The sequence below is a fragment of the Anaerotruncus colihominis genome, from assembly GCF_010206195.1.
In the GTDB taxonomy this organism is placed as follows: Bacteria; Bacillota; Clostridia; order Oscillospirales; family Ruminococcaceae; genus Anaerotruncus; species Anaerotruncus colihominis_A.
Genome location: NZ_VIQT01000016.1, coordinates 20,924 through 44,590, shown reverse-complemented (window position 1 = coordinate 44,590; position 23,667 = coordinate 20,924). Strand labels below are relative to the sequence as shown.

21 protein-coding genes are annotated in these 23,667 nt (G+C 59.1%); 3 read left to right on the top strand and 18 right to left on the bottom strand.

Features of this window, described 5'->3' with window-relative positions:
* The first annotated feature begins 184 nt into the window (after positions 1–184).
* Together FMM72_RS11265 and FMM72_RS11260 are read left to right on the top strand one after the other, a co-directional pair.
* Positions 185–1,267, top strand: coding sequence for a Gfo/Idh/MocA family protein (locus tag FMM72_RS11265; RefSeq protein WP_160210164.1), 1,083 nt, complete (start codon positions 185–187; stop codon positions 1,265–1,267).
* Between the two features lie 4 nt (positions 1,268–1,271).
* On the top strand, positions 1,272–1,994 hold the full coding sequence (locus FMM72_RS11260) for a 6-phosphogluconolactonase (RefSeq protein WP_162221477.1): 723 nt from the start codon (positions 1,272–1,274) through the stop codon (positions 1,992–1,994).
* A 42-nt stretch (positions 1,995–2,036) separates the two neighbouring features.
* On the opposite strand, the gene FMM72_RS11255 is transcribed toward FMM72_RS11260, so the two are convergent.
* Positions 2,037–2,888, bottom strand: coding sequence for a MurR/RpiR family transcriptional regulator (locus FMM72_RS11255; RefSeq protein WP_162221476.1), 852 nt, complete (start codon positions 2,886–2,888; stop codon positions 2,037–2,039).
* A 342-nt stretch (positions 2,889–3,230) separates the two neighbouring features.
* Here FMM72_RS11255 and deoC point away from each other — a divergent pair, with 342 nt between their 5' ends.
* Positions 3,231–3,971, top strand: a complete 741-nt coding sequence (gene deoC, locus FMM72_RS11250) for a deoxyribose-phosphate aldolase (protein WP_160210192.1) — start codon at positions 3,231–3,233, stop codon at positions 3,969–3,971.
* A gap of 80 nt (positions 3,972–4,051) precedes the next feature.
* Here deoC and FMM72_RS11245 read toward each other — a convergent pair whose 3' ends face one another.
* The 17 genes from FMM72_RS11245 to FMM72_RS11165 all read right to left on the bottom strand — a co-directional run bounded on the left by FMM72_RS11245 (position 4,052) and on the right by FMM72_RS11165 (position 23,658).
* Positions 4,052–4,963, bottom strand: coding sequence for a glycyl-radical enzyme activating protein (locus FMM72_RS11245; RefSeq protein ID WP_243157801.1), 912 nt, complete (start codon positions 4,961–4,963; stop codon positions 4,052–4,054).
* On the bottom strand, positions 4,956–7,238 hold the full coding sequence (locus FMM72_RS11240; protein WP_162221474.1) for a pyruvate formate lyase family protein: 2,283 nt from the start codon (positions 7,236–7,238) through the stop codon (positions 4,956–4,958). Before FMM72_RS11240 ends, FMM72_RS11245 begins: the two co-directional genes overlap by 8 nt.
* A 31-nt stretch (positions 7,239–7,269) precedes the next feature.
* Positions 7,270–8,055 (bottom strand): N-acetylmannosamine-6-phosphate 2-epimerase, encoded by a 786-nt coding sequence (locus tag FMM72_RS11235; protein WP_257431120.1) that lies wholly within the window; start codon positions 8,053–8,055, stop codon positions 7,270–7,272.
* 86 nt (positions 8,056–8,141) lie between these two features.
* Entirely contained in the window at positions 8,142–8,897 is a 756-nt protein-coding gene (locus FMM72_RS11230) for a DeoR/GlpR family DNA-binding transcription regulator (protein WP_160210158.1), read from the bottom strand.
* Positions 8,894–9,892 (bottom strand): Gfo/Idh/MocA family protein, encoded by a 999-nt coding sequence (locus tag FMM72_RS11225; protein WP_162221473.1) that lies wholly within the window; start codon positions 9,890–9,892, stop codon positions 8,894–8,896. The genes FMM72_RS11230 and FMM72_RS11225 overlap by 4 nt, the downstream gene beginning before the upstream one ends.
* 125 nt (positions 9,893–10,017) lie before the next feature.
* Positions 10,018–10,971 carry an ROK family protein gene (locus FMM72_RS11220; RefSeq protein WP_162221472.1) on the bottom strand — a complete coding sequence of 318 codons (954 nt, stop codon included), beginning with the start codon at positions 10,969–10,971 and terminating at the stop codon, positions 10,018–10,020.
* A gap of 28 nt (positions 10,972–10,999) precedes the next feature.
* Positions 11,000–11,902, bottom strand: coding sequence for a sugar phosphate isomerase/epimerase family protein (locus tag FMM72_RS11215; RefSeq protein WP_160210155.1), 903 nt, complete (start codon positions 11,900–11,902; stop codon positions 11,000–11,002).
* A 16-nt stretch (positions 11,903–11,918) separates the two neighbouring features.
* Positions 11,919–13,034: a Gfo/Idh/MocA family protein gene (locus FMM72_RS11210; protein ID WP_243157792.1), complete on the bottom strand. Its 1,116-nt coding sequence runs from the start codon at positions 13,032–13,034 to the stop codon at positions 11,919–11,921.
* 58 nt (positions 13,035–13,092) lie between these two features.
* Positions 13,093–14,076, bottom strand: a complete 984-nt coding sequence (locus FMM72_RS11205; protein ID WP_160210154.1) for an ABC transporter permease — start codon at positions 14,074–14,076, stop codon at positions 13,093–13,095.
* Positions 14,066–15,112, bottom strand: coding sequence for an ABC transporter permease (locus FMM72_RS11200; RefSeq protein WP_160210153.1), 1,047 nt, complete (start codon positions 15,110–15,112; stop codon positions 14,066–14,068). Before FMM72_RS11200 ends, FMM72_RS11205 begins: the two co-directional genes overlap by 11 nt.
* Positions 15,113–15,117: 5 nt before the next feature.
* The gene (locus tag FMM72_RS11195) at positions 15,118–16,626 is read right to left on the bottom strand and encodes a sugar ABC transporter ATP-binding protein (RefSeq protein ID WP_243151676.1); all 1,509 of its coding nucleotides are present in this window, start codon (positions 16,624–16,626) and stop codon (positions 15,118–15,120) included.
* Positions 16,627–16,794: 168 nt separating this feature from the next.
* Positions 16,795–17,916 carry a substrate-binding domain-containing protein gene (locus FMM72_RS11190; protein WP_162221471.1) on the bottom strand — a complete coding sequence of 374 codons (1,122 nt, stop codon included), beginning with the start codon at positions 17,914–17,916 and terminating at the stop codon, positions 16,795–16,797.
* A 153-nt stretch (positions 17,917–18,069) separates the two neighbouring features.
* A complete protein-coding gene (locus tag FMM72_RS11185) occupies positions 18,070–19,506 on the bottom strand; it encodes a DUF4340 domain-containing protein (RefSeq protein ID WP_162221470.1) in 1,437 nt (478 codons plus the stop codon).
* On the bottom strand, positions 19,506–20,981 hold the full coding sequence (locus tag FMM72_RS11180) for a GldG family protein (RefSeq protein WP_162221469.1): 1,476 nt from the start codon (positions 20,979–20,981) through the stop codon (positions 19,506–19,508). The genes FMM72_RS11185 and FMM72_RS11180 overlap by 1 nt, the downstream gene beginning before the upstream one ends.
* Positions 20,982–20,990: 9 nt before the next feature.
* Positions 20,991–21,695, bottom strand: a complete 705-nt coding sequence (locus FMM72_RS11175) for an ABC transporter permease subunit (RefSeq protein WP_162221468.1) — start codon at positions 21,693–21,695, stop codon at positions 20,991–20,993.
* Complete coding sequence (locus FMM72_RS11170) at positions 21,692–22,690, bottom strand: ABC transporter ATP-binding protein (protein ID WP_257431111.1); 999 nt, start codon at positions 22,688–22,690, stop codon at positions 21,692–21,694. Before FMM72_RS11170 ends, FMM72_RS11175 begins: the two co-directional genes overlap by 4 nt.
* Entirely contained in the window at positions 22,687–23,658 is a 972-nt protein-coding gene (locus FMM72_RS11165) for a Gfo/Idh/MocA family protein (protein ID WP_162221467.1), read from the bottom strand. Before FMM72_RS11165 ends, FMM72_RS11170 begins: the two co-directional genes overlap by 4 nt.
* Positions 23,659–23,667: the final 9 nt, after the last annotated feature.

The window sequence follows — 23,667 nt, the reverse complement described above, 5'->3', positions numbered from 1 at the left end:
TTTTTATTTATCCCTGACGGATTGATTATCTGTCAGGGATATTTTTATATGAAGGACGACAGGGAGAATCTCCAATCTTACTTTTGTTATTTTGCACAAATTTGCTCGCAAAAGTTTCATATTGTCCATTTTTGCAAAACCTGTTATAATAAAGGCATCAACAAATAAAAAGGAGGCTTTTTCAATGGAAAAGACACGCGTCGCGCTATTGGGGTGCGGCTTTATCGCTAATATCCATGCGGAGAGCTACGGCCGCTTTGTCAGCGATGCCGAGGTGGTGGCCGTGTATGGCCGTCACAAAGCCCATGCTGAAGAGTTTGCCAAAAAGCATGGCATCCCGGCCTGGTATGACGATCTGGACGCGCTGCTGGCTGCCGAGCAGGTGGACGTGGTGGACATCTGCCTACCCAATTACCTGCACCATGAGGCGTGCCTGAAGGCCGCCGAAGCAAATAAGCATGTGATCTGTGAAAAGCCCCTGGCTCTGACCCTGGAACAGGCCGACGAGATGATCGCGGCATGTGAGAGCCGCAATTTGAAACTGATGTATGCCGAAGAGCTGTGCTTTGCCCCGAAATATGAGCGCGTGCGCGCACTGGTGGAGGCCGGCGCTGTGGGCGATATATACATGCTCAAACAGGGTGAGAAGCACAGCGGTCCCCACAGCCGCTGGTTCTACCAAAAAGAGACGGCCGGCGGCGGCGTGATGATGGACATGGGCTGCCACGCTCTGGCCTGGTTCCGCTGGATGAACAGGAACAATCCCGTGAAGAGCGTGTATGCCTCGATGAAAACCGTACTGCACAGCGACATCACCGACTGTGACGACAATACCATCACCATAGTGGAATTTGAAAACGGTGTGACCGGACTGGCCGAGGACAGTTGGGCCAAACATGGCGGTATGGACGACCGCATCGAAGTGTACGGCACCAAGGGGGTATCTTACGCGGACTTGTTCCAGGGCAACTCCGCCCTGACTTACAGTCAGGATGGCTACGACTACGCCATGGAAAAGGCCGGCAGCTCCCAGGGATGGACGTTCACCATCTTTGAGGAGGCCTTCAACCAGGGTTATCCGCAGGAATTGAGCCACTTCATCCACTGTGTGCGCACGGGCGACACCCCTGTAGTGACAGGCCGGGACGGCCGCGCGGTGCTGGAGATCATCTGCGCCGCCTATGCCTCAGCCAGAAGCGGCGCCAAGGTGGAGCTGCCCTTTGAGCCCAAAGGTCTGAAATATCCCATCGAACTGCTGCTGGGTTGAGACTATGGAGATCAGGATATTTGATACTGAAAACCTGGCCGCAGGGTATGTTGCCGACACCGTGGAGGCACTGCTGCGTGAAAAGCCAGAGGCCGTGCTGTGCCTGGCCGCAGGACATACCTCCCTGCCCGTGTTTGACGAGCTGGCACAGCGCGCACTGGATTTCTCTCTGACACACATCATCGGCCTGGACGACTGGCTGGGCGTGGGACCCGACACCGACGGCAGCTGCGCGGCCTTTCTGCGGCGCAACTTCTTCAGCCGGGTGAACCTGCGGACGGAGAATATCCGCCTGTTCAACGCCCTGGCCCAAGACCCCGAAGCGGAGTGCGCCGCCATGGAACGGCAGATTGCCGACTGGGGAGGTCTTGACTACCTGCTGCTTGGTATGGGCATGAACGGCCATCTGGCCCTGAACGAGCCTGGCGACAGTTTTGCCCGCCGCGCCCACGTGACATCCCTGTCAGACACCACCAGGCAGGTGGCGCCCAAATACTTCCCTGCCGGAATGCCGGCTATCACACAGGGCATTACCTTGGGTATCGCGGACTTTATGGAGGCACGCTGTGTCCATCTGGCAGTGTTCGGCTCCCACAAGGCGCCGATGGTAGCCCGCCTGCTGGCGGAGGACCCCAGTGAGGAACTGCCCGCTACGGCGCTGAAAACGCTTCCCCAGGCACAGCTGCTGCTGGATCATGCCGCGCTGGACGGGGCGGCCTGTGTATAAAACGAAAAAGCACGCGGGGGCAAAATGCCCCCGCGTGCTTTTTCAATATACCTTGTGACTGACCATCTCATTCACGCGGGCCAGGGTGGCGGCGCGCGTCTCATAATCCTGTAGCACCAGGCCCATATACAGGCTGTCAACAATAGCCAGCTGGGAGATGCGGGAGAACATTGTTTCGGTGTAAAAATCCGTCTCCACATCGCCCGTCACCAAGGCGATATCAGCCCATTCCAGGATGTGTGTGCCCTTGAAATTGGTGATGGCAATGGTGGAGGCGCCCTGCTGCTTTGCCATGCGCAGCGCGTCCACCGTATCCCGGGTGGCTCCCGAGTGGGAGATGCCCACAGCCACATCGCCCGTACCCAGGGTGCTGGCGCAAATCTGCTGTAGATGACTATCCGAATAGGCCCGACAGGGCAGCCCTATGCGCAACAGTTTAACGACCATGTCGCCGGCCACGGCGGCTGAGTTGCCCACACCATAGATATCAATGAGCCTGGCGCCGGCGATAGCCTTCACTGCGCGCAGGTAGCTGTTCCGGTCCAACATGCGGCGGGTGTCCTCCAGGGCGCCTACGGCCATGGTGAGCATGCGATCCGGCAGCGCCGCCAGGTCGTCACCTGGGGCCACACGCACCTCCACCAGCTGTTTTTCCGGCCGGGGTACTGCCGTCTCGGCAGCCAGGGCCAGGCGCAGGGTGGCCAGGCTCTCATACTCCAGCACATGCAGGAACCGCATCACTGTGGGCTGGCTGACGCCGGCCCCCTCCGCCAGCGCCGCCATGGTGAGGGCCATGGCGCGAACCGGAGCGGCCAGGATAAAATCGGCCACTTTGCGCTCGGACGGACGCAGGGCGGTATAGCAGGTTTTGATGCGCTGGATGGCACTGTCCATAAGGGATCCCCTCTCTGTTTTGTTTCATGATACCCCAGCGGCAAGCCCTTTCGGGCTTGTCTGCCGCAAAGCGGCAGGTAGACCGCGGCTTGGCCGGTTTCGGCTGTTGTAACATGCACAGTCCGCTGCTTTGCAGCGGTTGCCGCCATCTGGCGGCCGCAAACGGCCAAGCCGTTTACCCTGTGGTTATTATACGCTAGTGGAGGACAATGTGCAAGGAAGATGTAGAAATACTACATCTGTTTATTGACTTTGTAGCGCCGCTGTGTTATGCTGGAATCAGTGAAAGGAGATGCGCGGCCCTGTCCGCCCGGATAAATACAAGGCGCGTATCATATGCATATGAAACCTGCAAAAAAAGCTGCCGACATGACCGTGGCTGAATTGGCCAAATACATTGATCAATCCGTGCTCAAGCCCGAGTTTACCGAGGCGGATATCCGCAAGTACATCCAGGAGGGCATCGACTTCGGCTGCCGCACTGTGTGTATCAACCCAGCTTCCCTGCCCATCGGCATCGAAATGTGTGAAGGCACGGACACGGACATCTGCGTGGTCTGCGACTTCCCCTTTGGCCTGTCCACCACAGCTTCGAAGGTGATGCAGGCAGAGGAGTACTGTAAAACCGGCAAGGTGTTTGAATTGGACATTGTGGCCAACTACGGCTGGATCCGCAGCGGCAAATGGAACGACGTGCAGGCGGATATCAAGGCTGTGTGCGATGTGTGCCACAAATACGGCACGGCGGTGAAAGTGATCTTCGAAGTGGATTCCCTCACCCTGGACGAAGTGAAGCGCGCCACGGAAGCGGCCATTGCCGCTGGCGCGGATTTTGTAAAGACTTCTACCGGCTTCTTTACCGGCGGCAAGAACGAGGGTGCTACGCTGGAGGTGGTCAAGGCCATGATGGACACGGCCCAGGGCCGCTGTAAGGTCAAGGGAGCGGGCGGCATACGCACTCGCGAGCGTTTTTTGGAGCTGATCGACATGGGCATCGACCGTATGGGCATCGGCTACCGTTCCACCCCGGTGGTGCTGGGATGTACCCCCGAGGAGGCCAAGGCACAGCGTGGCAACGCGTAAATATCTAAATAATACAAGGGCCGTCCCCGGCGGGGACGGCCCTTGTAATTTATAAAAAATCCAAAAAACGCAATTCGTGTTCAACCGCCAGTGGAAGCGGTAAAGCCCATATCCCGGGCTATCTGCTGCCAGGGCAGCAGATCACGCTCATGCAGCATGGGGCCATCGCCCATGGCGTATTGAAGGCCCAGGGCTGCATATTTGTTTTTGCCCAGGGTGTGATAGGGCAGCAGATCCACCTGACCCACGCCGCAGCTCCCGACCAGCTGGAAAATGCCCCTCATGGAGGTCTCGTCGTGATTGAAACCCGGGATGACCGGCACCCGCGCCACCACCTTTGCGCCGCTGGCCACAGCGCGGGCCAGGTTTTGACGAATGAGGGGCAGGTCTCCGCCTGTCACCGCCCGCAGGCGGGCCTCGTCGGCATGCTTGACATCGAAGAGGAACAGGTCGGGCTTTGTGGGGCAGGTATCCCAGGCCTCAGCGGAAAAGGCGCCGCAGGTTTCTACGGCTGTGGAAAGGCCGACGCTTTTACACAGGTCCAGGAAAGCGCCCAAACCCAGAGCCTGGGCAAAGGGTTCCCCTCCGGAGATGGTAACGCCGCCGCCGGAGGCCTCGTAATAGTCTTTATCCCGCACCACCTCCGCCAAAAGGTCCGATGGGGTGCGTTCCTCGCCGCACAGGCGCAACGCGTTTTGCCCACAGGCATGCACACAGGCGCCGCACACAGCGCATAGGGCGCGATCCATCAGGGGCTTTTCACCGGACGTGATGGCACGGGCCCCCCGGGAGCAGGCGGACACGCATGCGCCGCAAGCCGTGCAGCGCCCCTCGAACCACAAAAGCTGGGGTTCCGGCCGCTGGCTCTCGGGGTTGGCACACCAGGGGCAGTGCAACGGGCAGCCCTTTAAAAACACAGTGGTGCGGATGCCCGGCCCGTCCCTGGTGGCAAAGCGCTCCACCTCCATCACGCGCAGGGCCGGCTCAATCATAGAGGACACGGCTCATCAGCTCCTTTTGGATATCGGGTTCCAAATTGACGAACACGGCTGAAAAGCCGCTGACACGCACGATGAGATCAGGGTATTTTTCCGGGTGCTTCACCGCGTCCTCCAACACGCCTGGCTGGATGACCGTGACCATCAGGTGGCAGCCGCCGCGCTTGAAATAAGTGCGAAACAGCGCCTTGATCTTGTTGCGGTTGTCGCGGAAGAACGATGTTGAGAACTTGATATTCTGCACTGAAGCGCCGTGCAAGCGGGCGTCGAATTTGGCCAGAGAATTGAGCATGGCTGTGGGGCCGCGGGTATTGGCGCCGCCCTGGGGGTTGTTGGCCGGGTTCATGTACTGACCCGCGCGGCGGCCGTCCAGCGAGGCTGCCGTGCGGCGGCCCCACTCGGTGTTGAGCTGATTGTTGCTGATGACGATAAGGTAATATTGCATGCCGGCCGCGATGCCCCGGTCTCGCACGCCGTTGGCTACGTACTGGTATAGCCGGTCGGCCATGGCGTCGGCGGTGTCCAGGTCATTGCCGTACTTGTCGCAGCGCCACAGATCCAGCCGGACAGCCTCATCTCCAGGACCCTTGAAGTCCCGGTTTGCCGCCGCTACCAGTTGGGGCAGAGTATATTTCTTTTGCCCGTACACCAGATCCTTCACAGCCCAAAGAGCGTCCGATGTGTTGATGTTGCCGTAAGTCTCATTGGTGCCGCCCAGATAGCGTACACCGCCGTCCAGCACGGCCTTGCCGCGGGCGATACAGTCGTCCATCAGCAGGCTGGTGAACAGGAAACTCACTTCCCGGTTCATAATCCTGTAAGAGCAGGTTTGCGACTGTATGGAAAGATCCAAATAGTAATCCAGCAGCTTTGTGTACTGCTGCCACAGTTCTTCAAAAGTTGCCAGCTGCGCGGCGGGCTTCAGGGCTACAGGGCCGCATTTTTTCTTACCGTCCATCGGGTCGATGCCGTTGTTCAGGGCAATTTGCAGCAGTTTCAGAAGGTTGATGCAGGTGTTGGGGGTACCGGTGCTCTGACCGGCAATGACGTATTCGCCGCAGCCAAAGGGCACGTACTGCTCGGCCGTGGACCGGTCCACGCGCATGGCGTGCATCACCGCAGGTACATTCACTTCATCGTTGTACAGGGTGGGATAGGTGGCGCCCCGTCCCAGGGACTCCAAAGCCATGTCCCACACATCCTCGGGCGTATCCTTTGTGATGCGCAGGGTGAACTGCGGCTCCACATAGCGCAGTTCCGCTGCGGCGCGCAGGCCCAGGCGTAGGAAAATGTCAGCCTGTGCCGGATGCTTGCGGCCATAGCCGCCCACGATGATACGGCCGTTGACCGTAGTACGGCGGTTCTCGATCATGCGCCAGAGGCACTTCATATATTCGTAAGCTTCATCTTCGGTCAACCGGCCCTCAGCCAGATCCCGAGCCAGATAGGGACCCAGCAGGTCGTCCAGGCGGCCGTAATTGATGACGCCAGCCAGCAGTGCGTACAGCCAGAACAGCTGCAGCGCCTGGGGGAACGAAACCGGCGCGCCGTGGCACACGGCCTCCAGATCCTCTGCCATACGTTGCAGCTGGACGGCACGGGCATCTGCAGCGCCCTGCGCCAGATCCCGCGCCTGTGTGGCGTAATGGCGCGCGCAGGTGCAGAATAAATCCAAGCAGTCTTCACCGGCGCGGTAGAACGCGTTGTCGCCATTCTTCTGCCGGCCGCGGCTTATACGGGCGCGCAAGCCGTCCACACCGCCTTCCAGCAAAGCCTCGTAATCCAGCATCATGCCGGATAGACGTGCTGTAGCGATAAGGGGGAATTCACAGTCGATAAAGCGGCCGATGGTGTCGTCTGTCAGAACATCCTTGCAGTATAGCGTCTTGAGGTCATGATCCAGCCAATACTGGTACAGCGCGTCCAGCCGGGCCTGCCCGGCGCCGTCCAGTTTTTCTTTCAGGGCTTTCAGCTTGCCGAACACACAGTAATGCCCCACGCCGCCCAGGGAGGTGACGCAGCCAAAGCCAATAGGCAGAAAGTCCAACCGTCCGGCGAACAGGTCATCGGGCTCAATACGGCGCAGCAGCGCCGGGTACAACACCTGTAAACAGGCCAGCTCCCGCTGTTCCTTCGCAGCGTCCAGGTTGGCGTCGTATACCCGGGTGTACTGTTCCATCAGGTCCAATTGCTGATCAGGCGTCATCTGCGGGGGCAGTTTGCGGCTGACCTCCACATTCTGAATACCGTCCACATCAAATTTTGCCATAGAGATACCTCCTTTTGCCCTGGCGGCGCGGTCAATGCCTGCTGCGCTCGGCGTCGCGCCAATTGCTGCGGTAGCCGCCCAGCAGATCCACAAAGCGTTTGGCCGTCAGATGCGGGCGGGTAATGGCGCTGCCTACCACCACGGTGTGGGCGCCCAAATACAGGCATTTGACAGCGTCTTCAGGCGTGTAGATGTGACCCTCCATCACCAGATAAGCCTCGTCGCCCATGTCCCGGCACATACGGGCAAACTCCCGTAGGTCCGGGGTCTCGATGTGGGCTGTCTCACGGGTGTAGCCGTACAGGGTAGGGCCCACAATGTCAGCGCCCAGGTCCACGGCGCGGCGCGCCTCGCCGTAGGTGGACACATCGGCAAAGAGGATGGCTTCGGGCAGTTCCTGTTTCACGAGGGGCAGCAGCTCCCATGCGGGGCGGCCCTCGTGGGTGATCTGATCCGTACAGTCCAGTGCGATGATCTCTGCGCCGGCTTCCCACACCTGCTTCGCGGCTTCCAGGGTGGGGGTAATAAACACGTCCGTGTCCTCGTGCCAGATCTTATAAAGGCCGATCATGGGCAGCTCGGGTACGGCGGCCTTGATGGCGCGGATCTGCTCGGGCGTATTGGCGCGGATGCCCACGGCGCCGGCCCAGCGGGCGGCCTCAGCCATTTTCACCACCATGTCGTCGGTATAGATGGGATCGTCATGCTGCACCTGGCAGGAGACAATCAGCCCATTTTTAAAACTTTCCAGAATCTCTCTCTTCCTTGGATCGTTTGTTTTCATCAAAAAAACCGCCTTTCCCACTGGATTGTTCACAGGATGAGTTTCCCTGCTACCAGTATAACAAAAGCGGTTTTCAATTTCAATAACATTTTTGCAAATATGAACATTTCTAAGCATTTTCAAACTATTTGAAAATTTCCGGGCAGCTTCATATGCGATTTGGGCCCGGTGGTATAGATTTTATCAAAGCCGGAGAGGTCGGCCAGCGTATAAAATCCTTTTTTCTCCAGTTTGGAATCGTCTACCAGCAGGTAGCGGTGGGCGGCGCGCTCCATGGCGATCAGCTTCATGTTGGTGCTGGCCATATCCAGATCGAAGCACTTGCCCTCGGCCACAGACATACCATAGCAGCCGATGAAAGCGTGCTGGAAGCGGAAATTGCGCAGCATCTGCTCAGCCAACAGGCCAGTAAACATATTTTGATGGGCATTGTATTGGCCGCCGATGACCACCAGCTCGGCCCGGGGATTGCCGGCATGGGCCAGAATAAGTGTGCTATAGGTGACGATCTGCACCGGGCGGGGCAAAAGCAGCCTGCCCAGCGCCGCAATGCTGGTGCCGCAGTCCAGAAACACCGTGTCGCCGTCCTGCACGTTCTGCGCGGCGGCAGCGGCCACGGCCGCCTTCTCGGCCTGATTGATCTGTACTTTGGACTGCATAGCCAGCTCGCTCATACCCAGCAGGTCGCCCGCGTCGCCGGAACGGGCGGCGCCGCCCTGTACACGCACCAGTTTGCTCTCCCGCTCCAGTTTTTCCAGGTCCCGGCGGATGGTCGCCTCCGAAGTACCCACCGCCTGGGCCACTTCCTTTAAATTGATAACGCCCCGCTCGTGAATGGCGCGCAGGATATAAAGACGGCGTTCCGATGCGATCATAACAAGCTCCAGCCCTCCCCGGGCATATGCCCGCAAAAATCGATTTTCACCTGGGCCCGCACAGCGTCCAGTACCTGCATGGCCTGGCAGGACCACCGGCGGTAAAGCGCGCCGCCAAGCGCGCCCCTGGCCAGGGCGATAAAATCCCTGACTTCATAATACATGTCCTGCGGCAGGATTTCAAGACCAAGTTCCCGCGGCCTGCCGCCCCGGGGCAGCAGGCGCACCATCCGCGGCGCGCCCACGGGGCCAAAGGCCAACGCTCCCTCTTCCCCTGCCACTTCGCAGAGCTGGTGGCTGTCGTACAGTTTGCTGTAGCGCAGGTCCACAGTGAAGCCCCCGTATTGGGCATGCACACTGCCCACGGCATCGATGGAGCCGGGCAGGAACGCACCTTTGGCCTCAATAGCCCTGGGTGGGCCGAACAGCATCACCATCATGTGCACACAGTACACGCCGATATCCATCAGCGCACCGCCGCCCATGGACGGGTCAAAGGCGTTGAGCACTACCCCCTGCTGCCACCTGGGGTAACGGGAGGAATACTGGCAGTAGGACAAATCCGCGTGACGCAGGGTCCCCAGACCCCCCAGCGCCTGCCGTACCGCAGCCGTGGCCGGGCTGTGGGCGCTGCGCATGGCCTCCAGCAGCACAACGCCGTTCTCATCCGCCGCGGTGTACATCCGTGTCAGCTCCTCACTGCACAGGGCCATGGGCTTTTCACACAGCACATGTTTGCCCGCACGCATCATCTGGATAGCCTGGGCCGCATGGCACACGTTGGGACTGGCGATGTACACCGCGTCTATATCCGGGTCGGCGGCCAGCGCCTCCAAGGAGGTGTAGGCCCGCTTGGCGCCCCAGGCGCCGCACAGGCGGCGGACTTTTTCCGGGCTGCGGGAATACACTGCCTCCAACACAAACTCCCGGTGCAGACGGGCGCCCGCCAAAAAATTTTCCACAATAAAATTGCTGCCTATGGTGGCAAAACGCATCGGATTTCCCTCCCCGCCTTTATTACCCCTTAAATTGTAACGTATCACGCGCAGTTTCGCAAGCGAAAAGGCCCGCAGCACATCTTTCGACATGCCGCGGGCGGGATGTATTCTGCAAGCGCCGCTCAGGACACGCCCAGCATGGCGGCCCCGATGATGCCCGCATCGTTGCCCAAGGTGGCCCGCAGAATGGCCGGGGGTTCCATCAGGTCGGCGGCGTATACGGTCTCGCCCACCAGGCGGCGCACGGGGTCAAGCAGATAGTCGCCCTCATTGCTGACGCCACCACCTAGAATAACCACTGTGGGCCGGAAGCTGGTGACCAGGCTGCCAATGCCGGCGGCCAGGTAGTTCACGTAATTCTCCACCACGCGCAGCGCAGCCTCGTCGCCTTTTTTGGCCGCGTCAAAAGCGGTGCGGCCGCTGATCTCGCGCAGATCATTGCCGCACATCTCGCGCATGATGGTGCCGGGATACGCGGCGATCATCTCGATGGTCTCACGGATGAGGGCCGTAACGGAGGCGTAGGCCTCCAGGCAGCCCCGGCGGCCGCAGGTGCAGGGCACGCCATTGTATACCAGCGTCATGTGGCCAGGCTCGCAGCCAAAGCCGTTGCCGCCAAGAAAGATCTTTTTGTTCATGATGAAGCCGCCGCCCACACCTGTGCCCAGCGTGAGCAAAAGCACGTTCTCATAGCCTTTGGCGGCGCCCGCCAGGCTTTCGCCCAGCGCTGCGCAGTCGGCATCGTTGGCCAGCCGAACGGGAATGTCCCAGTTTTTCCGGAACTCGCCAATCAGATCAGTATCCTTCCAGCCCAGATTGTTGGCGAACACAATGTGCTGATTGCTGGGATCAATGGTGCTTGGCGCGCCCACGCCCACGTATTCGATGTCCTGTTCGGTAAGGCCTGCTTTGTGCAGCGCCTCCCGCGCGGCGTCCGCCATGTCGCGCACCACCTCCTCAAAAGGCCGCGTGCCCAGGGTGGTCACGTGGTGGTGCGCCAGAAACTCATATTTTTCGTTGATCACGCCTGTGGCAATGTTGGTACCGCCCAGGTCGATGCCAAGGTAGTATTTCATACGGAGATTTTCCCGCCTTCCTTGAAAATTATACGCCCATCTTTTTCAGCACACCGTCCACAAAGGCTTTGGCACGGGGGATGTCGCCCTCGTCCAGATGTTCGATAATCAGGGGCATATTGGGATGATGCTTGGCCAAAAGCTTTGCGTACAGCTCGTAATTGAGCACGCCCAAGCCCGCGGCCGGCAGCTCCACGTCGCCACTGCCGCGGAAGGAGTGGGATTCGTCAGCGTCGATATCGGCATGTTTCTCGGATACGTCCTCGGCCAACCGGCAGTCCTTGGCATGGGCCACGCGCATGTACGGCGCCAAGCGGGCGAATACCTTCTCCAGCTCGGCGTCCATATCGCCGATGTTGGCGCCGGTGAAGTAATTGGTAGGGTCGCACAGCAGGGCAAGATTCGGCGAACCCACATCTTTGAACAGACGCTCAATCTGTTCAACGCTGCCGATAACGTTGTTGATGTAATTTTCAATGAGGAAGGTGACGTCATTCTCCTCACAGCAGGACACGATGTCCTTGATGATGGCCAGCACTTCCCCATAGGTCTCCTCACTGGCGTTACGGTCATCCCACACCCAGTCGCTTTCGGCGTTATAGGTGCCGGTCTCGCTGGCGATATACCCGCAGCCCAGCCTGCGGGCGAAGCGGGCCATATCCTTGAAATAGGCGATGTTGGCCGCGCGTCTGGCGGGATCGGGGTGGGCAAAGTTGGTGTAAGCGGACAGGGCCACGATCTGAATGCCCGCATCGCGGAACTTGTCGCGGATCTCTTTGGCTTTTTCGTCCGTCAACTGGCCTTTGACGGCGTCGCAGTCCTTGAAGGAGACATCCAACTGCACACAGGAAAAGCCGTCCTCCTTTACGCGGCGGATGGTCTCGTCAATGGAATAGGGATAATAACCGGTAAAAATGCCGACCTGGATCATAACAGATGTCCCCCTTCTATCGTTTCAGGATCTCGTCCAATGTGACCGTGCGCTTTTCACGGATAGAGGCATAGCACGCCTCCACACAGGCAATGGTTTTGATATTGTCCGTGCCGGAGATCTCCGGCGTCCTGCCGTTTTCCACCGCACACAGCAGGCTGCCCATGGTGCCGCGGAAGGCGTCAGGGAACCATACCGTGTCCCACTGGGGCTTAAGCCACTCATGCGGATATGCCTTGCAGGCCAGCTCCAGAGTGCTGGGGCAGTGTTCCGGGTAGCGGTGCCAGCCGATGGTGCCCCTGGCGATACCATCGGTACCGTCCACGCGCCAGCGGATGTAGTTGTCCTGGGCGCAGGGCTCCTCAGGCCAGGTCCACACATCGTCCAGGTTGGTGGCCATCATGCCGTTTTTGTACTTGTAGCTGACCTGGGTGATTCCGTCGGTGTGTTCGAATCTGGTGCGCGGGTCGGTGCGGCACACGGCTGTAATCTCCTCCGGATCTCCAAAGAGATAGCGGAAGATGTCCACATGGTGGATACCCATGCTGTAGATCTCCAGCTTGTCGTAGTTGCGCAGGAAAGCCTGCCAGTCCGGGATGGCGCGCATTTCAATGGTGGCCAGCACCGGCTCGCCCAGCAGGCCCTGGTTCAGCACATACTTGAGGGCGCGCATGGACTGGTCGTACCGCATGTTGGAATTGACAGCCATGGGGATGCCCGCCTCTTCGCACAGAGCGGCCACTTCACGGGCATCCTCCAGGGACATGGCCAGCGGCTTCTGACACAAAATGCCCCGCAGGTGTTTGTGTCTGACGGCCTCGCGTACAATCTCCACCTGCGCGTCGGGCGGAGTGGCGATATCCAGGATCTCGATGTCCGGATCGGCCAGCATCTCCTGCCAGGTATCATATACGTGGGGGATATTGTACTCCCTGGCTACAGCCTCGCTGATATCACGGTTCAGGGAGGTGAGGCCATAGGGATTGAAACCCATGTCGCGGTAGGCCTTAAGCTGGCATTCCTTCATGATGAAGCCAGCGCCCACACAGCCGATGCGCCAGTCCTTGCGTTTTGGGCAGGGCGGCAGGGTGGCGTTCTCGATCTGGCGGAGGAGGGTTTCTTTGTCCATCATTGTTCGTTACGCTCCTTTCTGCGGGCGTCAGCAGGCGCCCCTCTGCAAATTTGCAATCTTATTGACGCACGGGTCTGGCACGGTTGTACGCAGCCAGCAGGATGATGAGCACCGCGCCCATGATCATGTTCTTGATGCTGTCCGTCACCTGCAACACGGCCAGGCCGTTGCTGAGAATGATGAGCAGCAGCGCGCCCGCAGCCGTACCGCTGTAACTGCCTTTTCCGCCGGTAAGCAGCGTACCGCCAATGACCACGGCCACGATGGAATCCATGGTCATACCGTCATAGGTACCGCACTTGATAAAACCGGAGTTGCCCGCGCCGATAAAGCCCGCCAGACCGCCCAATGCGCCGGCCAGCACATAGTTGAGCATTTTGATCTTGGTAGTTTTGATGCCTGTGAGGAAAGCCGCGCGGTTGTTGTTGCCCGTGAGGGTGAGCTGCTGGCCGTAACGTGTGCGGTTCAGCAGATAATACATCAGTACAAAAAACACAGCCGCAAACAGCACAATGGCTGGAAAGAAACCGCCAAAGCGGGTGGTGATGAGGGATTTGAACCAGTCGGGCGCCTTGGTATCATTGGGCTTGCCGTTGGTGGCCACATACTGTAGACGGCTGACGATGTTGGAGATGTACAATGTGACGACCATGGGCGGCAGGCCGGCTTTGACCGAACCGATGCCGTTGCACAGGCCCACCAGGCCACCCACCGCCAGGCAGGCCAGCAGGGCCAGCAGCATTTTACCCACGTCGCTGCTGCCGCGCATTACGCTGACAGCCAGCAGGGCCGTCATGGACATAGTGGCGCCCACAGACATGTCGATGCCGTCGGAGATAATAACCAGCGTCTGCCCCGCCGAGGCGATGAGCAGCATGGAAGTAAGGGACAAAATACTACCGAAGGTGATTGGGTTCAGGCTTTTGGGGTTGAGGGTAATGGTGATGAGAAACAGCAGCGCGCTGATGACCAGCGCCATGCCGATCTGATTGTTCTTGACGAACAGTTTGAATCCGGAGACAGCGGCTGTATTACTTTTCATGTTCTGGGCCTCCCGTGACTTGCTTTTTTAGGCCGGTGAGCAGCGTGGTGCGCTGCGCTTTCACAGCGAAGATCGTACCCAGCAGGCCCAGCAGGATGATGGTGTCCGACACCAGGTTGTGCCAGTAGGTATTGAACTGGCCGGGCAGCATGGAGAAGATCTTGGGCACGGACGTCTGTACCAACAGCTGGAAGCCGACGCCGTACAGGGCGCACATCATGGTGCCCCAGCCGCCGGACAGCGCGATACCGCCCAGGATACAGGCGCTGATGCTCTGTAAACCGTAGATCTCACCGGTAATGGGGTTGCCGGTGGAGTAGGCCGCCGTGTAACAGATGCCGGCAAGGCCGGTGAGGAAACCCGCGATGGCGTACACCTTCACCTTGGTAAGGGAACTGTCGATGCCGGTGGCGAAGGCGTTGCGCTCATTGCCGCCGATAGCATACACATGGTGCAGAAGGGGGGTGCGGCGCAGATACACCCAGCCCAGATAGCATAACACCAGAAGAATGACGCTGGTGGGAATAAAACCCAGCCAATATGTATCGTAGAATTTGTTCATCTCTACAGGAACCTTGCCGCCGGGGGCCGGACGAATCATCAGGTTGATGCCCTTGACGATATAGATCATGGCATAGCCCGCCAGCAGCGGCGGGATGCGCAGATAGGACACAATGACGCCGTTGAACGCAGCCAGCAGCACCGCGGCCAGAATGGTGATAAGCCAGGCCACCGGCGCGGGCATACCCGTCCATTCAGGCAGCATCACGGCCAGCACGTTGGCAAAGCTCATCTGCACGCCGATGGAGATATCGATGATACCCATCAGCATCAGCAATGCCTGACCCATGGTGAGCAGGATCAGCGGCATATAGTTTTTGAACAGTGTGGCAAAGTTTTTATAGGTTTTTACACTGAAGAAATTTGCCGGGTCCTGGACGGCCTGGATGGTGAAATATACAACCAGAGCAGCCAGAAACAGCACCATGCCCACGTAAGCAGGGGATTTCTTCAGTTCGATCAATCTGTTTTTCATCTCGCTCATCCCTCCTCTTTCTGGGCGGCGTCGCTGAGGCCCAGCATTGCGGCCACCAGCTTTTCCTCGGTGCGGTCGGCGCCGGCCAGGTGGGCGCTGATGTGCCCTTCATAGAATACATAGATGCGGTCCGAAATCTCCAGCAGCTCCTCGTTATCGCTGGAGACATAGATCACGCTCATGCCGCCTTCCAGGCATTTTTTCAGGATGGCGTGGATCTCGTGGCGGGAGTGGATGTCCACGCCCTTTGTGGGGTCGTCCAGCAAAAGCAGCGCGGGCGACAGCGCGATCCATCGGCCCACCACCAGTTTTTGCTGGTTGCCGCCGGACAGTGAGCTGGCCGGGTGCTGGGTGCTGCCGGCCACGATACCATAGTCGTCCATGGCTTTTTGGGCAAAGTCCTGCACCGTCTTTTTTGACAGGGGCGTGAACAGCCTGCCCTTGGTGCCTTTGGCCGCGAAGATATTCTCGGCCACACTGCGGATGGGGAACACCGATTCGCGCGCGCGGTCACCGGAGATGAAGCCCATGTCGTCGGCGATGGCGTCCGCCGGGGAGTTGTAACGCACCAGCCGGCCTTTATAGCGCACCTCGCCGGAGGAGGCGCGCTTGTCCGCCAGGATAGCGCGGATGAAATCCGCCTGGCCCTGGCCGTCCAGGCCGCCGATGCCCACCACTTCGCCTCTGTAGGCGCAAAAGTCCACATGATCCAGCCTGGGCAGCATGGTCAGGCCGCGCACGTCCAGCAGCAGGTCTTCGTCTGAGTGCTCACGGCGGTCCGATGCCGGGCCTCCGGCAGTATGATCCGGGCGCTTACCCGTCATATGGAAGACGATCTCGTCCAGGTCCATATCTTTGATGGCGCCGCTGGCTACGGTTTCACCGCCCTTGAGGATGGTGCAGCGGTCGCACACGCGAAAGATCTCGTTCATGCGGTGGGTGACGATGATGATGGCCATGCCCTCTTGTTTTAGCTGCTGCAAAGTGTCAAAGAGGATGTCCACCTCGTCCGAGTGCAGGGAGGCCGTAGCTTCGTCCAGCACCAGGATCTTGGGCTGCATGGCCAGGGCTTTGGCAATCTCCACCATGCTTTGGGTACTGGGCATCAAAAACTGCACCAGGGCATCTGGGTCTACGTCGATCTTGAGCTTATCCAGATACTTCTGGGTCAGGGCGCGGGCCTTTTTGGCGTCCACCATGCCCGCTTTTCCTTCGGGCTCCATACCCAGGGTAATGTTATCCACGATGCTCATGGTTGGGATGAGCGAAAGGTCCTGGTAAGCCACCGCCACGCCAAGCCTGCGGGCGTCGGCGCTGGAGCGGATCTGGACCTGTTTGCCGTCGATAACAATGGAACCCGCATTGGGGTTCACCAGGCCGCTGAGCACTTTCATCAGGGTGGATTTGCCGCTGCCGTTGGAGCCCAGCAGCGCCATGATCTCGCCGGAATCCACTTGCAGAGAGGCGCCGCTGAGCGCCTTGACCGCGTCAAAATTTTTGGAAATATTGCTCATTTCCAGCAAGGAGTATCCCTCCAGTTTATAAGATTCAGCCGGATGGCTGGAGTTGACTTGTTTGGACAGGTTCATGAAAAAAGTGAGGCGGGATATCAATTACGCCGACGGGTGCAAATCCCGTCGGCGTAATCGCACCCTGTATGAAAACAGATTTCGCCGTTACTTTTATTTAAAGTAAGCAGCTTTGGCCTGGTCCACAGACAGGTAGGATGAGATGGACATCGAATCGGGCATATCCTTCACTTCATCCAGTTTTTCGGCCATGTTGTCATAGGTCATGATCCACTGAGGCGCATAATAGATCTCAGTGGGGCTGTGCATTTTACTCTCGTCCAGTTCATTTCCCAAACGGACGTTGATCGCAACGGCCAGGGCAGTGGCGCCGATTCCCGGAGGGTTCTCGGTGACGATGAACGGGCACACCAACTCGTTCTCGTTGATCTTGGCGATGCGGCGAATCCAGGCAATCTCCTCAGAAGAGGTGATGCAGCCGGGATAGGGAGCGCCGGCCTCTTCAATGGCGTCCATGATGCCCTGCGCGGACTCCTCGTTGATGATGCCGTCGAACTCCAGTCCGGAGGCCAGAATCTCACTCATCAGCTGTTTGGCCTCGGGGTCGCTCCAATTATGGGCGACAGCCTTCACGATCTCAATGTTGGCGGCCGCCAGATCCTCAGTCCAGCGCTTACTGCGGATCTCGGTGGCGGAGTTGCCCTCGATACCCTTGAACTGCACTACTTTGCTGCCGGCGCCCAGGGTCTTAATCACGAAGTCGGAGTTCAGTTTCGCGTAGGCGTCCTGATCCACGACGACGTTGAGGATCTTGTCGGAGTCATAGATGCAGTCGGCGTTGACATAGGTGATGCCGGCGTCGGTGGCCTTGTCGATCACGGCGTCCAGGCCGGAAGCAGCGATCGGGTTCACCAGGATGATGTCATAACCATCGTTGATGGACTGCTCGAGCTGCTGAGTCTCCAGCGCGGGGTCGTTGTTGGCCACGAAGCTGTTGTACTCGCTGATGAGGCCGGCCGCTTTGGCGGCGTTGGCCGCTTCGGCCATCTGATCCTCATAAACGGTGCGGTAGGGGTTGCCCTCAACAACGGCGTTGTGCGAGGCGACTTTGAAGCCGCCGGTCGCTGCGGGCGCCTCGGAAGGGGCCGGGGTACTGGCGGCCGGGGTGCTGGCGGCCGGGGTGCTGGCGGCCGCGCCTGAACCGGTACCGCCGCATGCCGCAAGCAGTGCGCCGATCATCACGACCACCAAGAGTGCGCTAAGAACTTTTTTCATGGTTTGTCCTCCTTGTCAAATTTATAATCAGAGCAGAGCGCTCCAACTACCGTTTTTACCGGGCCCGTGCGCCGGGCCTTCTGCTTTTCATTTTACTTCATCATTTGTATAAATTTCAACATTTTTTATCATTTTCGTGCATTTGACTGCATTTTACCATTCAGTTTTGAACGTTCTGCCAGTAGTAAGCGCTTGCAAAGCTTCCTCCACCACAGGCAGGAAATTCTGACGCATGGTGAATTCGCACACGCCGTTCACCTGGACATACAACCGCCGCCGGGGCGCCGTATACAGGGCTAGTACATCATCGTCCTTTTCTCTGTTGCGGTATATATAGCGGATGGTCAGCTCCGCTTCGCCGGAAAGCTGCGGCGCCTCTTCCAGCGCCGCCCCGTCGCAGGCAGCTGATACGAGCAGGTTATAGAAAGCGCGGAACCGGGTGCTGTCCAGCGGCTGGCCCTCATAAGACGCGGCGACGTTTCTGGCATCGCCTTCCACCTCGAAGCGGTAATCACGTCCAAAGGCGGACACCTCCACCGCCTGCACATCCGAGATGAAGGGGGAGAGGAACCAGCGTAGCACAAAATCCTGATACTCCACATGGAGAAAGGACAGATCCAGAATGCGGTATACCACGCCGTCGTCGTTCAGGGTGACAATATATCCGTCCTCCCACTGGCTGACCAGCAGCCTGTAATGCTCCACCGGGGCGTCCGCGCCGTTTTTGTAATCAAACTCAATGCACAGATACGGATCGTCGAATCCGTAGGCGGCCAGTTCCTCTTTCGTACAGTTGTAATCCACTACTCCCTCAGAGATGAGGCCCAGCAAATCCTCGGCCACTTCCAGCAGGGTGGTTGCGTTCGCCTCATGCAGTCCGGGCGCTACCACCACATGGGTGACCGCACCGAAACTAAGGCCGGTCAGCTGCATGTCCGCCCGCTCGGGCAGCACAGCTTTGAGGACAATGGGGCTGTCCAGCGCCCGGCCGCTGAAAGCGATGTCCTGCAGGGCGTCCAGCTCGGAGGCTGTGTTTTCGGGCGGGATGATGATGTAATTGAGGTACTTTTCCACCGGCATGGTAAATCGGATGGAGCGGTTGTTCTTCATCAGCAGCACTGCGGCGCCGCCCTCTTCCATCAGGTAGCGGCCGCCGCCGACGGGTTCCTCGGCGCCCAACAGCAGATGCAGAGAGGAACCGTCGGTATAGGTGACATCCACCCGGGCCTCGGGCTGGTCCAGACCGTAGTCGGCCAGTCCGGACAGGTCCTCGGTGACGCTCCGTGTGTACTGCACGCTCGACGCCTCGTCCCGCAGCATCTGCACATATTCGCCGTTCACCAGATGGGCGGGCAGGTCGGCCACGGTACAGGCGCCATCCTGCCAGGTGACAGTGTACGCACCGTGCTGATTCTCCACGTCCACGCGGGCTACGGCTTCGGGTGTTTTCTGCGCGAGGTGCAGGACTTCGTTCCCGCCGCCAGCCGTCCCATTTCGGACCGGCGGGCGGGACAGCAGGAACCAGCCCGCCCCGCCCAGCAGCGCCAGTATTAGCAGCGCGGCGAGGAGCATCTTGATCGGTTTCGCCATTATTTGTGCCTCCTGGATAGCCACACACCCGCACCCATCAGCAGGATCACCGCCGGCACGCCGGCGACGAACAGGTAACCCAGACGGTCGGCCTGGCTCTGGTTGATATCAAGGGTATTGCCCACAATGGTTTTAGAGGTCACTGCGAAAGTCTCCTCTTTCTCACACAGGGTGTTCAGCAAACTTATAAGGTAGCGCCCGTTGGCGAAAGAGGAATTTCCTACCGCATAGGACTGTAGCAACTCGGACGATCCGGACACCAGCACATTGGAGCGGGCCTGTATCACGCCGGCGTTGCCCCTGTCCCGTAATTGTCTGCTGCACAGCACCAGCGCCGGAAAGGGACCATGCCGGACGGCGTCGTCCGCAGTGAAGGATTCATCCGCATCACTGGGGCGCACACCGGTGGTGGCGCCGAATTGCAGCAGAGTCTCGGTGTAGTAGTTCTCCTGCTGGGCGAACAGAATCTCCAGCGGGCGGCTGACAGGCACCAGCATAGGGGCGCCTGAATCCGGCGCCAGTTCAGCATAAGTCTCGCTGGCATAATCGGTAATGGCATAGAACGGCTGGGTGGAATAGACACGCGCCGCGTCCGTCTCAAACACCAGGCCATCGCCCGCGTACACGCCCCAGTCCGACAAAAACGCCTCCAGGTTGGGCAGCGCGGCCTGTCTGGGGCTGGCGCAATAGAACAGCGTTCTTCCGTAGGCGCCGCCGTTTTTCAGAAAGCTGTCCAGCAGGTCGATTTCCTCGTCCGACAGATCGGCGGTGGGAGCCACCAGCAGCACCAAGTCGGTGTCCTCATCCAGTTGACCCGTCAACAGGTTTCCTTCGGCCACGTCGTAATTGTTGGTTTGCAGCAGGGACTCAAAGGCCGCCATGCGCGTCTCTCCGTGTCCGGTCAGCACCACCGCTTTGGGGACGGAATCGCTGGTGACATACAGCACCGCGCTGAGGATAGCTTCCTCAGCCCGGGAGGAAGCGATGGTGATGGCGCCGGATGGGGAGAGGGTGTAGTTAAACAGTTCCTCGGTTTTGACCAGGCGGGTCCTGCCATCCGCAGACACCAGGATGTCGCCCTGTTTCATGGTCAAATCGGGATAGCGGGCGGCGAAGGTGGGGTCTGATTCATAATCAATATAAGCGATATCGATCTTGTCTGCACGCCTGGCGAACTGGCGCATAATCTCATTGGCCTGGGCATTGTAAACAGAGGTGTTCACAAACCGCTCCTCAGGCGCCAGCACCCGGATGCTGACCTGTCTGTCCAGACTCTGGAGGAACTGCCCGGTGTCGTTGCTCAGTTCAAACAGCCTGGCGCCTGTCAGGTCGATGGACAGCGGATACCGGTCGGCCAAAGCGCCCATCACAATGTTGAGTGCAACCACGATGAGAAAGCCCACAGCGGCCAGGATAGCATATACGCTTTTGATGCCGTTTTTGCGGCTGAGCAGCCGATTAAAAAAGTGTTTCATGGCGTCCCCCTATGCGATGCGGCGCTTTTCAAAGGCGCACACAGTCAAAAAGACAAACAGGGTGGTCATACTCAGGTAAAACACCACATCGGCCAGATTGAATATACCCAGGGTGAAATTCCGGTAGTGGGTCTGGAAGGACAGGTCGGTGACGAAGCCTGCCAGTACCGTGTTCTTAATGAGGCCGGCCAGCGAGTCCAGCAGTATGAGAAAAAAGCCCACGCAGAACCCGCCGATTGCGGCAATGATCTGGTTTTCCGTCAGGGTGGATATGAGCAGCCCTACGGCGATGAGCGCCGCGCCCAAAAGAAACAGGCCGATAAAATGCCCCAGGATCACGCTCCATTCCACCGGGGCGAAGCAAGACAGCATGAAAGCCTGTACCAGGGTAATCGCCATGGCCACCAGATATACCAGCAGCGCCGCCAGCAGCTTGCCCATTACAATGCCCGTGGTTGATACCGGGGCCATCAGCAGCAGCTGGTCTGTGTGGGCGCGGCGATCCTCGCTCATGAGGCGCATGGTCAGGATGGGGATGAGGAACAGCGTGACAGTAAACATCATCTCGAACAGGGCGCGCATGTCCGTGGAATTGCCGTACAGATTGAAACTGAAAAAGAAATAGCCCGCGAACAGATCGTACACGGCAATAAACACATAGCCTGGCGGCATATCGAAACAGGCGTTCAGTTCTCGTTTGAAGATCGCAATCATGCCTTTGGCCCTCCATCCTTGCACGGTTCTTCATCCACCAGCCGTAGGAACACGTCCTCCAGCGTCATGTCGGCGCTGCGGATGCCCAGCAGGGGTAGCCTGGCATCCGCCAGAGCGAAGAACACGTCCCGGCGGATATCGGCCCCGCCCCGGCCCGCCACGCGGTACTCCCACACACCGGGTTCCTTCTGATCCATCCGCTCCGCCGTCTCGACGGAAGGTGCGGCCGTCAGCACCCGGAGGGTTTGCTCAGGCGGGCCCTCCACCAGCAGAGACATCCTGCTTTTATTCTGCATGGCCCGCTCCAGATGTTCGGGGGCGTCGTCGGCCACCACCACGCCGCGGTTCAGCACGATCACCCGTTCGCATACCGCCTGGATCTCCGTCAGGATGTGGGAGGAAAGGAGGACCGTGTGCTCGGCGCCCAGGCGGGAGATGAGCGTGCGGATCTCAATAATCTGTGTGGGGTCCAGCCCCACGGTGGGTTCGTCGAGGATAAGCGTCTCCGGATCGCCCAGCAGGGCGGCGGCAAGCCCCACGCGCTGGCGGTAGCCTTTGGACAGATTTTTGATGACGCGGCGGGTCACATGGGCGACGCCAGCCTTCTCGCACGCGTCAGCGACGGCCTTTCTGCGGCCGCCCTTCAGCTTTTTCAGTTCGTAGACAAAGGAGAGGAACTCCCCCACCGTCATATCCACATACAGCGGCGGCAGCTCGGGCAGATAACCGACCTTTTTCTTGGCCGCAGCAGCATCCTTTTCCATATCGACGCCGCCAATCTTCACCGTACCGCTGGTGGGGGCGAGGCAGCCGGTGATGATGTTCATGGCGGTGGATTTACCCGCGCCATTCAGGCCCAGCAAACCCAGCACCTGGCCCTTCGGCACAGTGAAGCTGACATCGTCCAGCGCGCGCTTGGCGCCGTACTCTTTGACCAAATGGCTCACTTCGATCATAAAAGCCGCCTCCTTTCCGGTAAATTTATAAAGGATCACGCATCGGCGGTGTAAGATTCAAGGATGCGCACCAACTCCAGTATCTCCTCTTTGCGCGGCTGGAGGCCGTCGGGGTTTTCACTGATAATACGTATAAAATCGCTGAGTTCTTCAAGAAACATGCCGGTGGGCGGCAAGTTGATGCCCGTGGGGATCTTCACTTTTTCCTCCACGTCAAAAGCCCGGGGCGGGGCGTCGAACTGGTAGGCCGTCACCCGCTCGCCGTCGTGGATGACCACCGCGTTCTCAAAGCAGGCGCGCCAGGTGGCCGTGAAGGGGATATCGGCGTTGTACCAGGCAGCCTCGGCGCACACAGTGGTATCCCCAAAACGGTAGGAAAAGCGGTAATGCTCTTTGTAGCTCAGCCCCGGCCGTCCGGCGCTGGTACAGGCCGCCTCATCCGGTTTACCCAGCATGCTGATGATCAGGTCCAGATCATGGATATGCAAATCGAAGGGAATATGGCCGCTTTTCTCCCGATCAAACAGCCAGCCATTCTTTACCCAGCGTGGACAGGCCGACAGGCGCAGAAACTGCGCATCCAGCAGCCTGCCGTACTCCTTTGTGCGCACCAGATCTTTCAGCACCCTGGAGGATGGTGCGTATTGCAGCACCTGCCCCACCAATAACAGCACGCCTTTTTGCTCAGCCAGATCGTACAGGGTCCTGGCATCCGCGTAGTGCAGGGCCAGAGGCTTTTCACAGATGACATGACGGCCGCTCTGCAGCGCCTGGGCGACATGCTGTTTGTGCAGGAATGTGGGCGTGCACACATCCACCACGTCCAGTTGCTCCTGCGCCAGCATCTCGCCGGGGTCGGCGTACACGCGCACGTCCATGCCTTGCACCAGTTTTTGGGCCTGGGGCGAGGGGTCGCACAGGGCGGCCACCTCGCAGCCTGCGATGTGGGCGTAATTGTTGAAGTGGACGGTGCCCATGCCGCCCGCTCCGATGATCCCGATCCTCATTTTATCCGC